General features: G+C 61.5%; 19 protein-coding genes. 11 read left to right on the forward strand and 8 right to left on the reverse strand.

Features of this window, described 5'->3' with window-relative positions; translation table 11 throughout:
• Positions 1 to 31: 31 nt before the first annotated feature.
• The 5 genes from M2397_RS22765 to M2397_RS22785 are packed head-to-tail and all read right to left on the reverse strand — an operon-like array spanning position 32 to position 4,279.
• Positions 32 to 424 carry a 5-carboxymethyl-2-hydroxymuconate Delta-isomerase gene (locus M2397_RS22765; protein WP_131698845.1) on the reverse strand — a complete coding sequence of 131 codons (393 nt, stop codon included), beginning with the start codon at positions 422 to 424 and terminating at the stop codon, positions 32 to 34.
• Positions 425 to 469: 45 nt separating this feature from the next.
• Positions 470 to 1,327 carry a 3,4-dihydroxyphenylacetate 2,3-dioxygenase gene (gene hpaD / locus M2397_RS22770; RefSeq protein ID WP_184746534.1) on the reverse strand — a complete coding sequence of 286 codons (858 nt, stop codon included), beginning with the start codon at positions 1,325 to 1,327 and terminating at the stop codon, positions 470 to 472.
• Positions 1,328 to 1,377: 50 nt separating this feature from the next.
• Entirely contained in the window at positions 1,378 to 2,838 is a 1,461-nt protein-coding gene (gene hpaE, locus M2397_RS22775; RefSeq protein ID WP_145337168.1) for a 5-carboxymethyl-2-hydroxymuconate semialdehyde dehydrogenase, read from the reverse strand.
• A 5-nt stretch (positions 2,839 to 2,843) separates the two neighbouring features.
• Positions 2,844 to 3,614 (reverse strand): fumarylacetoacetate hydrolase family protein, encoded by a 771-nt coding sequence (locus M2397_RS22780; protein WP_092488325.1) that lies wholly within the window; start codon positions 3,612 to 3,614, stop codon positions 2,844 to 2,846.
• The gene (locus tag M2397_RS22785; RefSeq protein WP_053139649.1) at positions 3,611 to 4,279 is read right to left on the reverse strand and encodes a fumarylacetoacetate hydrolase family protein; all 669 of its coding nucleotides are present in this window, start codon (positions 4,277 to 4,279) and stop codon (positions 3,611 to 3,613) included. Before M2397_RS22785 ends, M2397_RS22780 begins: the two co-directional genes overlap by 4 nt.
• A 179-nt stretch (positions 4,280 to 4,458) precedes the next feature.
• Here M2397_RS22785 and hpaA point away from each other — a divergent pair, with 179 nt between their 5' ends.
• The 6 genes from hpaA (at position 4,459) to M2397_RS22815 (ending at position 10,843) form a co-directional block, all read left to right on the forward strand.
• The gene (hpaA, locus tag M2397_RS22790) at positions 4,459 to 5,364 is read left to right on the forward strand and encodes a 4-hydroxyphenylacetate catabolism regulatory protein HpaA (protein ID WP_131698843.1); all 906 of its coding nucleotides are present in this window, start codon (positions 4,459 to 4,461) and stop codon (positions 5,362 to 5,364) included.
• A gap of 183 nt (positions 5,365 to 5,547) precedes the next feature.
• A complete protein-coding gene (gene hpaR, locus M2397_RS22795) occupies positions 5,548 to 5,970 on the forward strand; it encodes a homoprotocatechuate degradation operon regulator HpaR (RefSeq protein WP_074845908.1) in 423 nt (140 codons plus the stop codon).
• Positions 5,971 to 6,138: 168 nt separating this feature from the next.
• A complete protein-coding gene (locus M2397_RS22800) occupies positions 6,139 to 7,131 on the forward strand; it encodes a helix-turn-helix domain-containing protein (RefSeq protein ID WP_259244467.1) in 993 nt (330 codons plus the stop codon).
• Between the two features lie 68 nt (positions 7,132 to 7,199).
• Complete coding sequence (locus M2397_RS22805; protein WP_259244468.1) at positions 7,200 to 8,132, forward strand: transporter; 933 nt, start codon at positions 7,200 to 7,202, stop codon at positions 8,130 to 8,132.
• Positions 8,133 to 8,142: 10 nt separating this feature from the next.
• Complete coding sequence (locus tag M2397_RS22810) at positions 8,143 to 9,378, forward strand: MFS transporter (protein ID WP_131698840.1); 1,236 nt, start codon at positions 8,143 to 8,145, stop codon at positions 9,376 to 9,378.
• Positions 9,379 to 9,394: 16 nt separating this feature from the next.
• Positions 9,395 to 10,843 carry an amidase gene (locus M2397_RS22815; RefSeq protein WP_259244469.1) on the forward strand — a complete coding sequence of 483 codons (1,449 nt, stop codon included), beginning with the start codon at positions 9,395 to 9,397 and terminating at the stop codon, positions 10,841 to 10,843.
• Between the two features lie 61 nt (positions 10,844 to 10,904).
• Here the strand turns inward: M2397_RS22815 and M2397_RS22820 are convergent, their stop codons facing one another.
• Complete coding sequence (locus M2397_RS22820; protein ID WP_145337172.1) at positions 10,905 to 11,768, reverse strand: sensor domain-containing diguanylate cyclase; 864 nt, start codon at positions 11,766 to 11,768, stop codon at positions 10,905 to 10,907.
• Between the two features lie 220 nt (positions 11,769 to 11,988).
• Between M2397_RS22820 and M2397_RS22825 the strand changes: the two genes are divergently transcribed.
• A complete protein-coding gene (locus M2397_RS22825; RefSeq protein WP_131698837.1) occupies positions 11,989 to 12,768 on the forward strand; it encodes a FadR/GntR family transcriptional regulator in 780 nt (259 codons plus the stop codon).
• On the opposite strand, the gene M2397_RS22830 is transcribed toward M2397_RS22825, so the two are convergent.
• Both M2397_RS22830 and M2397_RS22835 read right to left on the reverse strand, forming a co-directional pair.
• Positions 12,708 to 13,541 (reverse strand): NAD(P)-dependent oxidoreductase, encoded by an 834-nt coding sequence (locus tag M2397_RS22830; protein WP_131698836.1) that lies wholly within the window; start codon positions 13,539 to 13,541, stop codon positions 12,708 to 12,710. The two genes, M2397_RS22825 and M2397_RS22830, sit on opposite strands and share 61 nt — an antisense overlap.
• A gap of 81 nt (positions 13,542 to 13,622) precedes the next feature.
• A complete protein-coding gene (locus M2397_RS22835; RefSeq protein WP_259244471.1) occupies positions 13,623 to 14,348 on the reverse strand; it encodes an oligogalacturonate-specific porin KdgM family protein in 726 nt (241 codons plus the stop codon).
• A 359-nt stretch (positions 14,349 to 14,707) separates the two neighbouring features.
• On the opposite strand from M2397_RS22835, the gene M2397_RS22840 reads away from it, so the two are divergent.
• From M2397_RS22840 to M2397_RS22855, 4 genes are all read left to right on the forward strand, one after another.
• Positions 14,708 to 15,862 carry a mandelate racemase family protein gene (locus M2397_RS22840; protein WP_259244472.1) on the forward strand — a complete coding sequence of 385 codons (1,155 nt, stop codon included), beginning with the start codon at positions 14,708 to 14,710 and terminating at the stop codon, positions 15,860 to 15,862.
• A gap of 72 nt (positions 15,863 to 15,934) precedes the next feature.
• A complete protein-coding gene (locus tag M2397_RS22845; protein ID WP_145337174.1) occupies positions 15,935 to 17,545 on the forward strand; it encodes an ABC transporter substrate-binding protein in 1,611 nt (536 codons plus the stop codon).
• A gap of 20 nt (positions 17,546 to 17,565) precedes the next feature.
• Positions 17,566 to 18,603: an ABC transporter permease gene (locus tag M2397_RS22850; RefSeq protein WP_065923970.1), complete on the forward strand. Its 1,038-nt coding sequence runs from the start codon at positions 17,566 to 17,568 to the stop codon at positions 18,601 to 18,603.
• Between the two features lie 45 nt (positions 18,604 to 18,648).
• A complete protein-coding gene (locus M2397_RS22855; protein WP_167654941.1) occupies positions 18,649 to 20,259 on the forward strand; it encodes an ABC transporter substrate-binding protein in 1,611 nt (536 codons plus the stop codon).
• The last annotated feature ends 3 nt before the right edge of the window (positions 20,260 to 20,262 follow it).

Consider the following 20,262-nt stretch of genomic DNA (forward strand, 5'->3'; position numbering starts at 1 on the left):
AGAGGCCGAGGGTGTGAACGGGCAGGGTGTCTTAACCGACCTGCGCCTTGAGGAACGCATGCACGTTGTTCTGCTTGAAGTTGAGTTGCTCGTGCAGTTCGATCATTTCAAACGACAAGGCCAGCAGGCGCTGGGCCTGAAGATCGGCGAAGTGCTGGGTGATGACCTCGAACAGGCGCTCGGCGACGTGCTGCCGTGTCGCCAGGTCGCGGCCATGGCCGACCTTCAACGTCATGTGCACGAAGGCGTAGTCATGCTTGCCGTCGGCCATGCGCCAGGTGTCCAGGCGCACGCCACGGCTGCGGATGCCGCCCAGGGGAAACACGCCGCTGTCGCCCAGGCTGGCGTGGACTTTTTCGAACAGGCCCGGCAGGTCTGCCTGCTGTTCGATGTTGTCGGTGTATTCAGCGATGAAGTGGGGCATGAACGGCTCCTTCAGGCCGCGCGGGGATGCCGCGCGGCCATGCGGTCAAACAGGGAAAATGGCGTTGATCTGCCCGGTGCCCGAGCTACCGAAAGGCGCGGTGATGATCTCGGCCGGCTTGTCGTAGTCCGGCCCGCCGAGCAAACCCAGGAGCATGGCGGTGTCGTGCATCTTGCCTTCGCCAAAGCAATGCTCGGCGTAGTCCGGGAGCATGGCGCAGAACTCTTTCCAGCGGCCCTGGCGCCACAGTTCCACCACATGCAGGTCGACCTGTTTGTCGAACTCGCGCGTCCAGTTATGGATATTGGCTTCGGCATTGCGGTCGTCGGAGAAACGGTGCGACAGCGACCCCGAGGCCAGCACCACGACTTTGCGGTCGCTCTTCTCGATGGCCCGGCGCACGGCGGCGCCGAAGGTGAAGCTGTCTTGCAGGCGATGCCAGGCACACCAGGCGGCAATCGAAACGACGTTGAATGTCTGCTCGTCCGGTACGCCCATGTGCATGTAGCGCATCGGTACCAGGGTGCCGTATTCCAGTTCCAGGCTCGGGATGTTGTGGGCCAGGGTGCGCACGTCGGCGGCGTTGGCCTCGGCGGCGATCAGCTCGCCCAGCTCCGGGCAGCCGGGGTATTCGTACGCCATGTTCTTGATGAAGTGCGGCAGTTCGTTACTGGTGTAGATGCCTTTGAAGTGCTTGCCGCTGTTGACGTGATAGGCGCTGTTGACCAGCCAGTGCACGTCGAACACCACGGCGGTATCGGCGCCCAGCTCGCGGGCGCGCCGACCGATTTCCTTGTGCCCGGCAATCGCCGCTTCGCGGCAGCCGTGGTGCTTGCCAGGCAGCTCCGACAAATACATCGAGGGAACGTGACAGATTTTCGCCGCCAGGACGACTTCGCCCATGATGATTCTCCTGAAATTGTTGTTGTTTTCTTAGGGGCTTCGGGTGTTGCTCAGAGGCCCCAGCGTGGAATGTGATGGCTGCCCATCGAGATACACACGTTCTTGATCTCAGCGAACACCTCAAAGCTGTACTGGCCGCCTTCACGGCCGGTGCCGGAGCCCTTCACACCGCCGAACGGCTGGCGCAGGTCGCGCACGTTCTGGCTATTGATGAATACCATGCCCGCTTCGATGCCATAGGCCAGACGATGCGCTTTGCCGATGTCCTGGGTCCAGATGTAAGACGCCAGGCCGTACTCGGTGGCGTTGGCCAGCTGCAGCGCTTCGGCTTCGTCCTTGAACGGAATCAGGCACACCACCGGGCCGAAGATTTCTTCCTGGGCGATACGCATATTGTTGTTCACGTCAGCGAACACCGTGGGCTGGATGAACTGGCCTTTGCTCAGGTGCGCCGCCAGGTTGGCCGGGCGCTCCAGGCCACCGGCGAGGAGGGTGGCGCCTTCTTCGAGGCCGATCTTGATGTAGCCGGTGACCTTGTCGTAATGGGCCTGGGTGATCATCGAGCCGACCTGGGTTTTCGGGTCTTGCGGGTCACCGACGATCAGGCGTTTGGCGCGCGCGGCGAACTCGGCGACGAACTGCGGGTACACACTTTCCTGGATAAAGATCCGGCTGCCGGCGGTGCAGCGTTCGCCGTTGAGCGAGAAGATGGTGAACAGCGCGGCGTCGAGGGCACGTTCCAGATCGGCATCTTCGAAGATCAGCACCGGCGACTTGCCGCCCAGTTCCATGGAGTACTTTTTCAGCCCGGCGGTCTGCATGATCTTCTTGCCGGTGGCGGTGCCGCCGGTGAATGAAATCGCGCGTACATCGGGGTGGCGCACCAGGGCGTCACCGGCGGTCGCGCCGTAACCCTGGATGACGTTGAGCACGCCTTTTGGAATGCCGGCCTCCACCGCCAGGCGCCCCAGTTCATTGGCGGTCAGCGGCGACAGCTCGGACATTTTCAGCACGGCGGTATTGCCCAGGGCCAGGCATGGCGCGGTCTTCCAGGTGGCCGTCATGAACGGCACGTTCCATGGCGAGACCAGCGCGCAGACACCCACCGGCTGGTACAGGGTGTAGTTGAGCATCTGGTTATCGACCGGGTAGCTGTGGCCGTCCATGCGCGTGCAGACTTCGGCGAAAAAGTCGAAGTTGTGCGAGGCGCGGGGAATCAATACGTTTTTGGTCTGGTGGATCGGCAGGCCGGTGTCGAGGGTTTCCAGTTCGGCCAGGTGCGGCACGTTCTGTTCGATCAGTTCACCTAGCTTGCGCATCAAGCGCGCACGTTCCTTGGCCGGGGTGCCGGCCCATTTCGGGAAGGCTTCCTTGGCTGCGGCCACGGCTTGCGCGACTTCCTCGGCACCGCCGCTGGCCACTTCGCCGATGGCTTCGCCGGTGGCCGGGTTGTAGTTGACGAACACGTCTTTGCTTTCGACCTCACGGCCGTTGATCCAATGTTTGATCATGCTGCTCAAGCCTCTTTACGGGCGCTGAAGAACGCCGCTTCGCTGACAATTCGGTTCACCAGGCGGCCTACGCCTTCGACTTCCACAATCACTTCATCGCCAGGCACGACGTCCGCCAGGCCTTCGGGCGTGCCGGTGGCGATCATGTCGCCGGGTTGCAAGGTCATGAAGCTGGACAGGTATTCGATCAGGTAGGGAATGTCGAAAATCATGTCCTGGGTGCTGCCTTCCTGGCGCAGCTCGCCGTTGATCCAGGTGCGCAGTTTCAGGTTGCCTGGGTCCGGCACATCGGCTACATCGACGATCCACGGGCCAACAGGCGTGGTGGCGTCGCGGTTTTTCACGCGCAGGTTGGGCCGGTAGTAATTTTCCAGGTAGTCGCGAATGGCGTAGTCGTTGCACACGGTGTAGCCCGCCAGGTAATCCAGGGCGTCTTCGCGCTTGACGTTGCGCGCCGGCTTGCCGATGACGGCCACCAGTTCGCACTCGTAGTGCATGTAGGCGACGTTATCCGGGCGCCAGGTCACCTGGTTGTGGCCGGTGTACGTGCCCACGGACTTGATGAAGGCCAGCGGTTCGGTCGGCGGCTTGAAAGCCAGTTCAGCGGCGTGGTCGGCATAGTTCAGGCCCAGGGCGAACATGCTGCCGGTCGCCGGTGGCAGCCATTGCACCTGGTCTTCGGCCAGCAGGCGGCCGTCAGCCAGGCGTACGGCGTTTTCAGCTTCGACCTGTACCGAATGGACTTCACCTTCAAAGCGAATACGGGCGTGTTTCATGAGAGCTCCTCCGCCTTGATGTGATTGACCAGGCGGCCCAGGCCACTGATCTCGACCTCCACGGTGTCGCCAGGCTGCACATCCACCCGGCCTTCGGGAGTGCCGGTTATCAGCACATCGCCCGCGTGCAGGGTCATGAATTCGCTGATCTCGGCGATCAGCAATGGAATGTTGCGCACGAAGTTGGCCGTGGTGTTTTGCTGGCGAATCTCGCCGTTGACGTACAGGGTGATCGCGAGATTGTGCGGGTTCGAGACCTGCGCCGTGGGTATCAGCTCGGGCCCGATGGCGCAGAAACCATCGCGGCATTTGGCTTTGACGGCGGGGCGGTAGTAGCTGTCTTCCGGCAGGCTGAACTCATTGACGAGGGTGTAGCCAGCCACGTAATCGAGGGCTTCGGCCGGGCTGACGCGGCTGGCGCTCTTGCCCATCACCACCCCCAATGCCGGCCCAGGCTGCAAGCGTTCGCCCTGGCCTGGATGCACCACCTCGGCGCCGTGCTGGTTGCGGGTGTTGGGCGTCTTGATGAACAGCACCGGTTTGACCGGCGGTTTCTGATACGGCGGCTGTTCGAACTCGGCGAGGCGCTGCTTGAGCAGCCCCTGGTAGTTCAGCGCGACACCGAAAAGGGTGCCAGTCGCGACGTCATGCAAGGCGCGGCTCATGCTTTCTCCTGGCAGAGCCGTGGGGGCCCTGTATTTAGTTAATGTGTTAACAGTTATAATTAAGATGTTAACTATCGTCAAGGGTGGCAGACTGTTTGTGCGGTGGTTGTGCCGCCCAAATCGGTGCAGGATGAGCGCTGCTGCACTGCAGCAATCACAATAAAAACGAGTAGCGTGCGATGAGCGACCGTCAACCCATCCCGAACATCAACATTGGCCAGGTGTACGACCAGCGCTACAGCGACGCTGAAGTCCACTACGACAAACTGGCGAACCTGGCGGATTTCTTCGGGCGCAACATGCCCGTTCACCGGCATGACCGGTTTTTCCAGGTTCACTACGTAAAAAGCGGCACCGTGCGCGTGTACCTGGACGACCAGCAATACGTCGAATCCGGGCCGATGTTCTTCCTCACGCCACCCACGGTCCCGCACTCGTTTGTGACCGAGGCCGACAGTGACGGGCACGTGCTGACGGTGCGTCAGCAGCTGGTGTGGCAACTGATCGAAGCCGACGCCAGCCTGGCACCGGCCGGTGCGCAATTGCCGGCCGCGTGTGTCGCCCTGGCGCAGTTGGAGCCGCAATACGCGGGGGATATCCGCCGCTTGGATTATTTGTTCGAGGAACTGAGCGAAGAAGTGAAAGCCCAGCGTTCCGGGCGCAGCGCGGCCCTGGACAGCCTGACGCGGTTGATCATGATCAGCCTGTTGCGGCTGTGCTCCCACTCGTTGAAAGCCACGCCCGCCAGGCACGAAGACTTGAAAATCTTCCACCGCTTCAATGAGCTGATCGAAGTGCACTATCAGCAACACTGGCCGTTGTCGCGGTATGCCCAGGGCATTGGGGTGACAGAAGCACGGCTCAATGATGTGTGCCGACGCATTGCCGACCTGCCGTCCAAGCGCCTGATCCTGGAGCGCCTGATGCAGGAAGCCAAGCGCCTGCTGCTGTTTACCGGGAGCTCGGCCAACGAGATCTGCTATCAGTTGGGGTTCAAGGATCCGGCCTATTTCAGTCGTTTTTTCCAGCGTTACGCACAGCTCACGCCGGGGGAGTACCGCCAGCGCCAATCGGGTTTGCGTTGAGCCAGGCATAGGGGCTTCGCGCCTTGGTCTTGTTGATCTTGTAGGGATCATCATGCGCATCGGCGCGCCGCGACAGAATGGCTTTTACGCGGAACCGATTGTACTTTTCACAGCGCCAACGCCGCTTGCAGCCGCTGGCCGGCGACACTAAGCTGCCGACTCGCCCATTCAAGTGGTGCCGTCATGGCCAACCCCAGACCTTCGCTGACACTGACCCTGCTGCAAGCCCGTGAAGCCGCAATGGCTTTCTTCCGCCCGGCCCTGAACAAGCATGAACTGACTGAGCAACAGTGGCGGGTCATTCGCATCCTGCGCCAGCAGGGCGAACTCGAAAGCCATCAGCTCGCCCAGCAGGCCTGCATCCTCAAGCCGAGCATGACCGGTGTGCTGACCCGCCTGGAGCGCGACGGCCTGGTGCGTCGGCAGAAGTCCAGCCAGGACCAACGCCGGGTATTTGTGGGCCTCACCGAGCGCGGCCAGCAATGCTTCGTCTCCATGAGCGAGGGCATGGAAAGCAACTACCAGAAAATCGAAGAGCAGTTTGGCGCCGAGAAAATGGAGCAGTTGCTGGGCTTGCTCAATGAGCTGAAAAACATCAAGCCTTGAACGCGCCAATATTTCATTAATAGGTGAACGTATTTTCCCGTTGAAGGTATCGCGGCCGCCAATCCTCACTATCCGTTTTCGGCACACCTGCACGAGCTGCCCTGGGTTCGGAATGGAACTTGCGTGCGATATGACCTGTAAGCCTTGCAACTGAAAAAGGTTGGGTCAATGAACAATAATAATGTGCTGACGCCTGTGGCCTCGGTGGTGCTTGCACCGACGCTACCCCTCCAGCGTTTTCTGACCAGCGACATCGATGAACACGCGCGCAATATGGACGGCTGGCAGGTTCGCTACGATCAGTTATCCCCCGGCCCCTTTACCGGTGAGTTGGTGGCGTTCCGTTCGGACTGGATGCAACTGGTGCGCGACCGCTCTAACCAGGCCATGATCAAACGGGGCGCGGCCTGGAAAGGCGCAATCACCTTCAGCATTCCCTTGAATGCCGACGGCCCGGTGTATTGCTCGGGGCACCCGATCCACGAGCCCAGCCTGTTGGTGGCCCACGGTGAAAATCTTCCCGAACTGCACACCCCACAGCACCTGGATCTGCTCGGCGTGGCCATCGAAGAGCACGCACTCGAACATGTGCTGGAGCGTCAAGGCAGTCAGTTTCGAATTACCGATCTTCCCAAGTGTTACCGCTTGGGCCATTCATCCGTGCAACGTGACCTCGCGGCGTTGTTCGATGAATTGGCAGGCTGCGATCAGGGCCGTGATGCCGTGCTGGGGCACGATTCGATCCGGCGCGACATACGCGATGCGGTGATGCTGCATGTGCTGGAGTTGATCGCGCCGGACCAGGCGCCACCCCTCAACCCCACGGCGCGCAAAAGGATGGTCGACCGCGCCCGCGAGTACGCGTTGAGTCACCTCGACGAACCGCTGTCGATCCTCGATCTGTGCAATCACATCGGCGCCAGCCGGCGCAAACTCCAATACTGTTTTCAGGAAACCCTGGGCATCAACCCGGTGGCTTATCTGCGTGCACTGCGCCTCAATGCAGTGCGCCGCGAACTGCGAACGAGCACCCAGGCCCATGGCGTCCAGGAAGTGGCTGCGCGTTGGGGTTTCTGGCATTTGAGCCGGTTTTCCAGCGATTACCGCACCCTGTTTGGCGAAAGCCCTTCACAGACCCTGCGCCGCACGCAACTCTGCTGAAAACGGATAACCGGCTCACGTCGCGCGTTACTAGGATGGCCCACACCACTTGATGGGAGGGGCATTCGATGATTCATAACAATAACGCAAGCGCCGCACGCATGACGCTGTTCACCCTGGGTCTGCTGGGTTGCTGCGCCAGTGTCCAGGCCACCGAGAACGGTGCGCCGACGACGGCCGTCGGTGTCTATGACTTTGGCGCAGGGATGATGCCGCCGGCCACGCCTTTCGGAACTGTAGGGCTGCGCACGGCATTCTATTCGGCCAACGTGCAGAAGGATCGCCAAGGGCGCGCTGTCGACAACCACTTCTCACTGGATGTGTTGTCCATCGGCGTTGCCTATATGCGCATGACCGATTACACCGTATTGGGCGCCACCTATGGTTTCGGCGCCGTGGTGCCGTTTTTCAAGATGGACGCTTCCGTCAAGGTGCAGACGCCGGTGGGGCCGCTGAGCCTGGAGGCCGATCCGTTTCGAATGGCCGACGTGCAACTGTTGCCGGTGATCCTGCAGTGGAACCTGTCGCCGAATCTGTTTATCAACACGCAGTTGCAGATCCAGACGCCCACCGGTGACTACGACAAGAATCGTTTGATTTCTCCAGGGCTCAATCACTGGACGTTCTCGCCGATCGTCAACGCCACCTACACCACCGACAGTGGCTTCGAGGTTTCTTCCAGCTTTGAAGTCGACGTCAATACCCGTAACCCCGCGACCGATTACAAGAACGGTGTCGAGTACCGTCACGAGTTTGCCGTGGGCCAGCACGTGGGGCCGTGGACTCTTGGCCTGGGTGGCTATTACTACCGCCAGTTCAGCGATGACGACGCGCCCGGGCTGCAATCGGGCAACCGCGCGCGGGTGCTGGCTGTCGGTCCTGCAGTGAGTTATTTCAAGCCCGGCCTGCCGCCCGTGTGGCTGCATGCCTATAAGGAAACCGATGCCCGCAACCGTGCCGAGGGTTACACCGTGGCGCTGCGCATTTCTCAAAGTTTCTAAGGGGCTGGCCATGAACTCATCACATTCCGATTCCCCATCACCACGGCAAGCCACCGGGCGCCGTGAAGGGCTGGTGCTGATGCTGGGCAGCAGCCTGACCATCATGGGCGCGGCCATGGTGGCGCCGATCCTGCCCAAGCTGGGCGCCGAGTTCGGTGCGCTGGAACCGCGTGCCGACTTGTTGGTGCCGTTGGCGGTCACCGGGCCGGCACTGGCGATTGCGCTGTGCGCGCCGCTGGCCGGCTGGTTGGCCGACCGGGTCGGGCGCAAGGCGTTGCTGGTGATCGCCACCCTGTTGTATGCCGTGCTCGGGGCTATCCCGGCGCTGCTGGATAACTTGCCCGCCATCGTCGGCGTGCGCCTATTGTTCGGTGCGGCGGAGGCTGCGGTGATGACCTGTTGCGCCACGCTGATTGCCGACTATTGGCACGGCGAGGAGCGGTTGCGCTATATCAACCGGCAGGTGGTCACCATCGGTTTGGTCGGCTCGCTGTTCTATGTTGTGGGCGGCGCGTTGGGCGAACACTCCTGGCGCCTGCCATTCCTGCTGTACCTGCTGCCACTGTTGTTGGTGCCGATGATGATCAAGGTGCTGTGGGAGCCCGCCGCAGCCGCTCGCCAGCCCGCCGAGGTGGCTGAACAGGGCAGGGTGGCCGTGCTGCCCCTGGTGCTCGGTTATCTGCTGATCCTCAGTGGGATGGTGCTGAGTTTTATCGTGCCGATCCAGGCGCCGGTTTTACTCGTCAGCCTCGGCATTACTTCAAGCACGATGATCGGGCTGTCGGCGGGGGGCAGTCTGCTGGCAACCCTAGGTGGTTCGTTAGCCTGGCCGCTGCTGCGCCGACGCATCGGTATCCCCGGCTGCAATGCGCTGTTGCTGAGCCTGTTGGGCCTGGGATTGTGGCTGCTGATGCGCGCACCGAGCTACAGCATGGTGTTTGTGGCAGTGCTGATCCATGGCCTGGGCGCCGGGCTGCTGGTGCCCAACGCGATGGCGCCGGTGATGAATGCCCTGAGCGCGAAAACCCGTGGGCGCGGCTTGGGTGGGTTCACGGCGTTTCTGTATTTTGGTCAATTTGTCAGCCCGCTGGTGGTGGCCTTGCTCAGCGTTTACTCGGGTGACGTACGTCGTTCAATCCTGTGGCTGGCCTGTGCCAGTTTTGCCTCGGCCCTGGCCTGGGCACTGGCAGGCCTGCAAGCACGGCGCAAAGCGCTGACCCAGGCATTCGGATCAAGTCATTCATAATCAATAGGAGACGAACATGGACATCCACAACCTGCTGGACAGCGAGGACGCCACCGGTTTGGCCGAATGGGTCAGGCGCGGTGAGGTGCAGCCCGCCGAGCTGCTGGAAGCGGTGATTGAGCGTATCGAACGGGTCGAACCGCAGCTGAACGCGGTGGCCGAGCGGCTTTACGATTCGGCGCGGCAGTCGGCACGCGCATCGCGCCCCGGCCACGGTGTGTTTGCCGGGGTACCGACCTTGATCAAGGACCTGTTTTCACCGGTTAACGGCGCGGCGATGACCAATGGCTCGCAGGCGTTGGGAGGCGCTCGCGCTGACTTTGAAGCTGAACATGTAAGCCGTATCCGTCGTGCCGGGTGTGTGATTCTCGGCACCAGCACCTCACCCGAGTTCGGCACGTCGTACTCCACCGAGTCCAACCGCTTTGGCGCCACACGCAACCCCTGGAATATCGGCCACAGTGCCGGCGGTTCCAGCGGCGGCGCGGCAGCCTTGGTGGCGGCGCGCGTCGTACCGTTTGCCCATGGCAACGATGGCGGCGGTTCCTTGCGCGTGCCGGCGTCCTGCTGTGGGGTGTTCGGCTTCAAACCCAGCCGTGGGCTGTTGCCGTCCGGGCCGATGATCGGCGAGGGCTGGGCCGGCATGGGCACCCCCCATGCGATTACCTTGTCGGTGCGTGACAGCGCCGCGCTGTTGGATGCCACGGCCGGGATCGACCTGGGCGCACCTTATGCTGCGCCGCTGCAGGCACAGCCCTATGTCACCGCGCTGCAGCGTGATCCCCGGCCGCTGCGCATCGCCCTGGTTGAGCACCTCGGGCCTTGGCCGACTTCCAGCGAAAGTGTGGAAGCCGTGCGCCAGGCCGCCAGGTTGTGTGAATCCCTGGGCCACCGCGTTGAACCGGTCAGCTTGCCGGTGGTGTTGCCGACGTTTCTTGATCAGGTCTTCACCATCATTGGTGCAAGTACTCGCCACTATGTTGATGTGTTGGGCCAGATGCGCGGTTTCGCTGTGCAGCCTGAAGAGCTGGAAGCTCGCACCCGCATCATTTTGCGCAGCAAGGGCGATGTCAGTGGTGCGCAGTACGCGGGGGCCGTGGAGTGGATTCATGCCTTGGGTCGGCAGTTGGCGGTGTTCATGCAGGATTACGACCTGATCCTCACGCCGACCCTGGCACGCGAGCCGGTGCCAATCGGTGAGCTGGACCTGCAAGACGACCGTCTGAGCCTGGAAGATCTGATTGAACAGTTCCACAGCTACTCGCCGTTCACGGCACTGTTCAATGCCAGCGGGCAACCGGCGATGTCGGTGCCGTTGTACTGGAGCGCTGCCGGCTTGCCGATGGGCGCTCATTTCGCCGCGCGCTTTGGCGAAGAAAGTACCTTGTTTGCCCTCGCGGGGCAGTTGGAGCGGGCCCAGCCCTGGCGCGGTCGGGTACCGCAGGTCAATGCCTGTCGGCTATAAGCGTCCGAGGGGTTCTGCATTGGGCGGGTGACCGACCTGCCCGATGCGAAAAACCGCCTTGTCACTCAGCCGCAAATCGGCGCCTTTTTACCCGGTACATATCTCCGTCCGCATGGCTGAGCAGGCTATCGGCGTCCTCTCCGTCCTGGGGATAAACCGCCACGCCGATACTGCAGGACGGCATCACTACCCCGCCAAACTCTGGGCCCAGCGGCTCGGCCATGACCGCGAGTATCTGCACCACCTTGGCAGAAATAGCCTCCCGCGACGGGATGTCCGTCAGCAGCACCGTGAACTCATCACCGCCCATCCTCGCCACCAGGTCGCTCTCGCGCACGCAGCGTTCCAACCGTCGGGCAATCACACACAGCACCCGATCGCCCATGGCATGGCCATGCACATCGTTGATGCCCTTGAAATCATTGACGTCCAGAAACAGTAACGCCAAGTTGCGGTTGTGGGACTGTGCTAGGTGCAGGGCGCGGTCCAGCCGATCATTGAACAGTGACCGGTTGGTCAGGGCGGTCAGCGGATCATGATGGGCAAGGAAGCGCAGTTCTTCTTCGGCCTGGGTGAGCGCGGTCACGTCCCGTGCGACCCCGATGCGCGCGCGCACTTCTTGGGACCAGAAGGCCGCCCACAGGATGTGCACGACACTGCCATCCTTGCGTATGTAGCGGTTGCGGAAGTCGACATGGGATTGGCCATTCATGACCCGCACAATGGAGGCCCGGGTGCGCGCCAGGTCTTCAGGGTGCATGTAGTGGGTGATCAGGGTGCCGATCAGTTCGTCGGCACGGTAGCCGAGCAGGGCCTCACAGCCATCGCTGACGAAGACAATCTGGCTGTCACCGTCGACGACAAAGACCGTATCCAGCATCAGGTGGATCAGTTTCGGGTAGAGAGCTTGCAGATCAACAGACATGGGGCGTTGGGCATCCGGTTCATATCGGCCGATCATAGCCCGATCATGCACCGAGGCGTTGAGCAATCCTGCACATTTTTAGTCCGCTCAGTAACCGTCGAGAGCGGCCTGGCAGAGTCTTTCGTGTAGGCGAAGGCGCTGCGAACGGACAGGAAAGGTTGTCGTACAACCGAATGCGCTATGATGCGCGTTCCTCCGCTAACCGAGATACCCGTTCTTGATGGACAACCCGAACGTCCAGCCCACCGTTCGCCGCCGGCACCGCAGCCTGGCTGAAGAACTGGTCACCGAGCTTTCCCGGCGCATCTGTTCCGGTGAGCTGCCGCGTGCCACCAAGCTGCCCACCGAATCTGAAGTGATGGCCGAACATGGCGTGAGCCGCACGGTGGTGCGCGAGGCCATTTCGCGCCTGCAAGCCGCGGGCCTGGTGGAAACCCGGCACGGCGTCGGCACCTTTGTGAAGGATATCCCCAGCCCCAGCGGGTTTCGCATCGACCCGGACAGCATCGTGACCTTGCAGGATGTGCTGGCCGTGCTGGAGTTGCGCATCAGCCTGGAGGTGGAGGCCGCCGGCCTGGCGTGCGTGGGGCGCACCGACGAGCAGTTGCGGGTGATGCGCGACTCGCTGGATGCGCTGAACTCGCGGGCGGTGAGTGCCGACTATGCGGTGTCGGCAGACTTTCAGTTTCACCAGCAGATCGCGTTGGCCACGGGCAATCGCTACTTCACCGACATCATGTTGCACCTGGGGGTCAACATCCTGCCGCGCACACGCCTGCACTCAAAACGCTTGGCCAACGACAACAAGGAGCCCTTCCTGGAGCGCTTGAGTCGTGAGCATGAGGACATCTACAAAGCCATCCTGCGCCGTGACGCCGATGCGGCTCGGGCGGCGATGCGCCTGCACCTGTCCAACAGTCGCGAGCGTATGCGCCGGGCCTATGAAGCCGCCGCCGCCGAGTTATCGAACGGCCCCGCCGCGGTGAATGCGCCGCCCTGAAGCCGGCTGCCTGGTTCATCAGCCGGCGCTGGCGGTTGTTGCTCGACCTTGGCGCGAAACGCTTCCGAACTGTCCTTGGGTGCAAAGCCCAGGTGCTCCGTGTGCCGAGTGCTCCACCAGCGGTCCCGATTGTCCGAGACGCCATACACCACACTGTGCCCGACTTCCTTGGCCAGCAGGGCGCGCGCCACCAGATGGTCCAGGTCGGTGTAGCTAAGCCACGTCGAAAGCATCCGCCGGTTGCGCGGCTCGGGGAACGACGAGCCGATGCGCAAACTCACGGTTTCAATCCCGTAGCGGTGAAAGTAGAACGCCGCCAGGTCTTCGCCGTAGGCCTTGGAGAGGGCGTAGTAGCCATCCGGACGGCGCGGTGAGTGCACGTCCAGTTCAACGTCTTGGGGATAGAAACCGGTGACGTGGTTGGAACTGGCAAACACAATCCGCTTGACCCCCTGTTGTCGCGCCGCTTCATAAATGTGGAATGTGCCGCGAATATTGGCGTCGAGAATCTCCTCGAACGGCCGCTCCACGGAAATCCCGCCCAGGTGAACGATGGCGTCGACGCCGTTGACCAACGCCGCAACGGCGGCCTTGTCGGCCAGGTTGCAGGTGATCACTTCGTCGTGCTCACCACGGCTGGGCGCCATGGGGCTGATGTCCGAGGCGCGGACGATGCCGGCATGGGCGTGCAAGGTGTTCCGCAGGATTTGCCCCAGGCCGCCGGCGGCGCCGGTGAGCAAGATGCGCGTGAAGGGTTTGGGTTGTGTGGTCATGGTCAGGTCTTCCATTGAACGCTGAATGCAGGTGGCTTGCCTGTCGAGCGATGCGCACTCGCCAGGCAAGTCGTGGAGGCTTTACATGAAGTTGTACTGGATGCCCAGGCGCCACCGCGCCTGGCGGTCTTCGGACGTGGCGTTGACCTTCACATCACCAATCTCCATGAACGGGGCCCATTCCTTGTTGAGCTTGTATTTGACGCTCAGGTTCTGTTCGTAATCGCTCTTCTTGTTGTCGTAGCGGATGTAGTCAGTCTTGAAGTAGATGAACTGATATTCGTACGCCCACTTACTGGCCGGCGTGTAGCCGAGCCAGCCCTCGAAACGATGGGTGGTCTGGTCATCCTTGATGTGGTCGGGCAAGTCCTCGTTGACCTGATCGCGGTCCAGCTTCTTGGCATCCAGGCGATAGCGCGTGGCGGCGTAGAAGGCGTCGTTGATCTTGTAGTTGTACTTGAGGCCGAACTTGTAGGTGGTCGAGTCTTTCGAGCTGTCCATCTGGAACGCCGGGGTCAACGTCGATTGCGCGCTGAGTTTGTAGTTGTAGCTCACGGTGAACTCGTGCCCGTTGTTGACCATGTTGTCGTAGGCAACGTCTTCACGGTCTCCGGCGGTGCGGTATTTCATTTCCGCTTCAAATCCCAGGCCGCTGTCCAGGCGGTAGTTGAGCTTGATTCGGTCAGCGTGGGCGCTGTCCTCCTCGGTGAACTGGTGGCGGTAGTTGATGCTGGCAGAGTCAGCGCTGACATACAGCGGCAGGCCGAGGGTCAGGGCAGTAACGAGCGTGCGTAGGGTGGTGTTCATACGGTCTTCTTTTTTGTTTTTGTTAGGGTCGTTTGACGGTTGCTACGGCAGTGCGTTGTTGCGTATGGATCTCATCTAAGGTGCCGATATACGTTATCGTACGACAAGACGACTCGTCTATGGGTTATCGGTGGTTTTGAAACACTTTGAAATATATGTGCCCAATGAATAGGGCTTTACAGCAATCCTGGTTATTCCTTGGTTGTCTTTAAAAATAAGGGTTTTGTCGGGATTTACTGAAAATGTACGCAGGCGAGAGGCGGGTTATTGGGTCTTTTCAAGCGTTGTACGATGACCTATGATCGATCGCAACAGACGACACTTCCGTCACAAATCCAATAAGAAGGCTTACGACGTCCATGAGAATCACAGCAGTCAACGTCCAGGTATTTTCCTACCCGACCCGCCGCGCAGTGGACAGCGCCGGCCATGCGCACCCGGGTGATGTCACCCAGGCGCAGATGGCTTTGCTGCGCATCCAGACCGAAGACAGTCACGAGGGTTATGCCTTCGGCGCCCCTGAACTGATCCGCCCGTATGTGCTTGATGGTTTCGTGCGCAAAGTGCTGGTGGGGCAGAACGCCTTCGATCGCGAAAAAATCTGGCATGACCTCGCGCATTGGCAGCGTGGCAGTGCCAGCCAGTTGACCGACCGCGCCTTGGCGTTGGTGGAGCAGGCCCTGTGGGATTGGGCTGGGCGCAAACTGGGTGTACCGGTACACAAGTTGATTGGTGGTTTCCGCGACAAAGTGCCGGCCTACGGTTCCACCATGTGTGGCGACGAACTGCCCGGTGGCCTGGCGACCCCTGAAGACTACGGGCGTTTTGCCGAGACCCTGGTGCAGCGCGGCTACAAGGCCATCAAGCTGCACACTTGGATGCCGCCGGTGTCCTTCGCCCCGAGCCCGCGCATCGACGTGCAGGCTTGTGCTGCGGTACGCGAAGCAGTCGGCCCGGACATCGCCCTGATGCTCGATGGTTATCACTGGTACAGCCGCACCGAAGCGCTGTACATCGGGCGTGAGCTGGAGAAGCTCGACTTCGCCTGGTTCGAAGAACCGATGATGGAAGAGTCCGCCGAGTCCTATGCCTGGCTGGCGGGGCAGTTGGACATTCCGGTGCTGGGCCCGGAAACCCTGTCCGGCAAACACCTGAGCCGCGCCAGTTGGGTCAAGCACGATGTGTGCGATATCTTGCGCGCCGGTGTGGCGGGTGTCGGCGGTATTGCGCCGTGCCTGAAGGTTGCGCACCTGGCTGAATCCTTCGGCATGGATTGCGAGATTCATGGCAACGGTGCCGCCAACCTGGCTGTCGTCGGCGCGATCAAGAACTGCACCTGGTATGAGCGTGGCCTGTTGCACCCGTACCTGGATTACGACGAAGTACCGGCCTACCTCAAGCGTCTGGTAGACCCGATGGACAGCGACGGTTTTGTGCACCTGTCCGACTTGCCGGGCCTGGGTGAAGATATCGATTTCAACTTCATCGAGACCAATACGCTTAAAAGCTTCTGACGTGTACACGGTCAGTCCGGCATAAGTCGGGCTGATCAAGAGCCCTATAAATATAAAAAAGGCACTCTTGTTATGAACATTTTCCCCTCGCTGTGGGCGCGGGTATTCGTCGCCGCCCTGGCCGTTACCGCCGTACCTGCAAGCTTTGCCAAGACACCGGCCGATCAGCTGATCGTCGGCATGAGCATGATCAACCTGCTGTCCCTCGACCCGGCGGCGGCCACCGGCCTGGACGTGTCGGAGATCAACGCCAACCTCTATGACATGTTGCTGGTGCAGGACGTCGCCCAGCCGGATCGCCTGGTACCGGCGCTGGCCGAGCGCTGGCAGGTCAGTGATGACCGCAAGACCCTGACGTTCAACCTGCGCACCGGCGTGAAATTCCAGTCCGGCAATGACCTGAGTGCCGAAGACGTTGCCTGGTCGTTGCAGCGCGTGCTCAAGCTCAACCTGGCGCTGGCTTCCACCTGGAAGGCCTACGGCTTTACCGCCGAGAACGTCGAGCGCTACATGCGTGCCACGGATGCCGCGACCTTCGTGATCGAACTGCCTCGGCCGACCGACCCGCTGTTGGTGCTCAATACGTTGGCGACGTCGCCGAGTGCGTTCATCCTCGATCGCAAAAAAGTTCTCGAACACCAGAAAAACAACGACATGGGCGCCGCCTGGCTGGTGACTCACGCCGCCGGCAGCGGTGCGTTTGTGCTCAATGACTGGCGCGCCAACGACGTGATCCTGATGACCCGTTTCGATGGGTACTGGGGCGGTCCGGCCAAGCTCAAACGTATCGTCATGCGCAACATGACCGAGTCGCAGTCGTTACGCCTGATGATCGAACGCGGCGACCTGGACATCGCCAAAGGCATGTCCGCGCCGGACATCGAAGCCCTGCAGAAAAGCGACAAGGTCCGCACCCAGACCTTGCAGCGCGGCACGCTGTACTACGTAGCCCTGAGTGTGAAGCAACCGATGTTTGCCGATGCGCGTGTGCGCAAGGCCGTGCGTGCGCTGATCGATTACCAGGGCATCAACCAGACCGTCATGCCCCATTACGGCGTGATCAACCAACGGCCGCTGCCGCTGGGCCTGGCCGCGCGCCTGCCGGATCCGGGTTACACGCTCAACGTCAAGCAGGCCAAGGCCTGGCTGGCCGAGGCCGGTTACCCGAACGGTTTCAAGACCACCATCCGCGTGCTCGCCGAACCGCCGTTTATCAACATTGCCTCCAACCTGCAGTCGACCCTGGCCCAAGCCGGTATCGATGCCAGCATCATCACCGGCACGGGCAACCAGATCTACGGCGCGATGCGTGAGCGCAGCTTCGACATCATCGTCGGCCGCGGCGGTGGCGGCGCGGAGCGGCATCCGCACTCCAGCCTGCGTACGCTGGTGTACAACCCGGATAACCGCGATGAAGCCAAGCTCACCAACTTCCAGGGCTGGCGCACGTCCTTCTACAGCCCTGAGCTGAACCAGCTGATTGAGCGCGCGGAAGTCGAGCCTGACACAGGCAAGCAACTGGCCCAATACCGCGACATCCAGGAGCAGGTCGATCAGCAGGTCGGGGCCATTTTGCCGGTCTCGCAAATGACCGACACCGTGGTGGTGTACGACGACGTGGCCGACTTCCAGGGCCATACCGCCGCGACCACGCGCTACAAAGACGTCTACAAGAAGCGCTGACCGATTATCAGGAGCTCACTATGTTTGTTATGACTGCCTCTGTCATGGGCGCTCGCGCGTCCAACACAGCCCGGCGTGCCGGTACGGTGCTGGTGACCTTGCTCGGCCTGTTGGCCCTGACGTTCATCATCGGCCGGGTCATGCCGCTCGACCCCGTGCTGGCGGTAGTCGGGCCGGATGCCGACAGTTCCACCTACGATCAGGTGTACCGGTCGATGGGCCTGGACAAGCCGATCTGGACCCAATTCGGTCTTTACCTCAACGACCTGCTCCACGGTGACTTCGGCAATGCGCTGTTGACCGGCCACCCGGTGCTCGACGACATCCTGCGCGTATTCCCCGCGACGATCGAACTGGCCACCCTGGCGATCCTGTTCGGCGTGCTGATCGGCTTGCCGCTGGGTGTCTGTGCGGCCAGCAACCAGGGTCGTCTCGGCGATCACGTGGCGCGGGTGATCACTTTGTTCGGCTACTCCACGCCGATTTTCTGGCTGGGCATGATGGGGCTGCTGGTGTTCTACGCCTGGCTCGGCTGGGCCGGTGGAGCGGGGCGCATCGACCTGGCCTATGACGGCATGGTGCCCGAGGTCACCGGCCTGCTGCTGATCGACTCGACCCTGGCACGTGACTGGGAGGCCTTCGCCAGCGCCCTGCGCCACATCGTGTTGCCGGCGCTGATTCTGGGCCTGAATTCAGTGGCGTATATCAGCCGCATGACCCGCAGCTTCATGCTCGAGCAGCTGTCCCAGGAGTACATCATCACCGCGCGGGTCAAGGGCCTTTCCCGTCGCCAGGTGGTGTGGGGGCATGCGTTTCGCAACATCCTCGTGCAATTGCTGACGGTGGTTGCGCTGGCCTACGGCTCGTTGCTGGAGGGTGCGGTGCTGATCGAAACCGTGTTTGCCTGGCCGGGGTTCGGCCAGTACCTGACCAGCAGCCTGATGCTCGGCGACATGAACGCGGTGATGGGCTGCGTGCTGGTGATCGGCTTGATTTTCGTCGCGCTCAACCTGATCAGCGACGCCTTGTACAAGGTATTCGACCCCCGTACCCGTTAACGCACTGCGCCGTACCGATAAAACTATAAAAAGAAGGAATTTTGCATGAAGACGGTCTTTTCAACACTGCACCTTGGCCTGTTGACGGCGATACTCGCCCTTGGGCCGATGACAACGGCCAGCGCCAAGACCCCCGCCGATCAATTGATCGTTGGCATGAGCATGGTCAACCTGTTTTCCATCGACCCGGCCAATGCGCCCGGCCTGGATGCCTCCGGCGTCAACGCCAACCTCTACGACACGCTGATCAAGCGCGACCAGGGCAACCCGGAAAAACACCTGCCGCAATTGGCCGAACGCTGGGACATCAGCGAAGACGGCAAGCAGGTGACCTTTCATCTGCGTCAGGATGTGAAATTCCATTCGGGCAACCCGCTGACCGCCGAGGACGTGGCGTGGTCGCTGTACCGGGTGATGAAGCTCAATTTCGGCCTGGCCACCACATGGAAGGCCTACGGCTACAGCGTCGAGAATATCCAATCGCTGATCCGCGCTACGGACACCCACACCCTGGTCATCGACCTGCCGCAGACCATGGACCCGCTGCTGCTGGTGGACTCCCTGGCGATCTCGCCGAGCGCCGTGGTAGTGGACCGCAAGACGGCCCTGGCGCATGAAAAAAACGGCGACCTCGGCGCCGGCTGGCTGGTGACGAACGAGGCGGGCAGTGGCCCCTTCGTGCTGACCAAATGGAGCGCCAACGATTCGCTGCTGCTGACCCGTTTTGACGGTTACTGGGGCGGCGCGGCCAAGCTCAAGCGCGTGGTGGTGCGGCACATGACCGAATCCCAATCCTTGCGCCTGATGCTTGAACGCGGCGACCTCGACCTGGCCTACGGCATGGCGGCGCCCGACATTCGCGCCATCGACGGCTCGGACAAGATCCAGGTGCAATCATTGCCGCGCGGCACCATGTACTACGTGGCGATGAGCATGAAGCAACCCGAGTTTGCCAAGACTCAGGTGCGTGAAGCCGTGCGTAACCTGATCGACTACAAGGGCCTGGATGAACAGGTGATGCCGTATTACGGCAAGCTCAATCAGCAGCCGATGCAGTTGGGGCTGGAAGCGCGCTTGCCGGATCCGGGCTATCACATGGATGTGGCCAAGGCGAAAAAGCTGCTCGCCGAGGCGGGTTACCCCGACGGTTTCAACACTACTATTCGCACGCTGTCGGAGCCACCGTTCATCGACATCGCCGCGCGCCTGCAAGCGACCCTGGCCGAAGGTGGGATCAAGGCCAGTATCGTCACCGGCACCGGCAACCAGGTCTACGGCGCCATGCGCGCGCGCAATTTCGAGATCATCGTGGCCCGTGGCGCCGAGCGCTATCCGCATCCGTATTTCAGCCTGCGCACCTTCGCCTACAACCCCAACAACAGCGATGACGCTGGCTTGCCGAACTTCCAGGGCTGGCGCGCTTCATTCTTCAATCCGCAGCTCAACAGCCTGATCGACCAGGCGGGCGTAACGCGCGATTCGGCACAGCGGGTCAGCCTGTATCACCAGGCGCAGACGCTCTATGACCAGCAGGTGGGGCCGATCCTGATGATCTCGCAGATGACCGACACCGTGGTCAGCGCTGCCGACGTCAAGGGTTTCAGCGGTGACGATGCCGAGGCCACCCGTTACCTGGGTGTCTACAAGCAGCGTTGAGTG

The organism is Pseudomonas sp. BIGb0381, from assembly GCF_024809815.1.
GTDB lineage: Bacteria > Pseudomonadota > Gammaproteobacteria > Pseudomonadales > Pseudomonadaceae > Aquipseudomonas.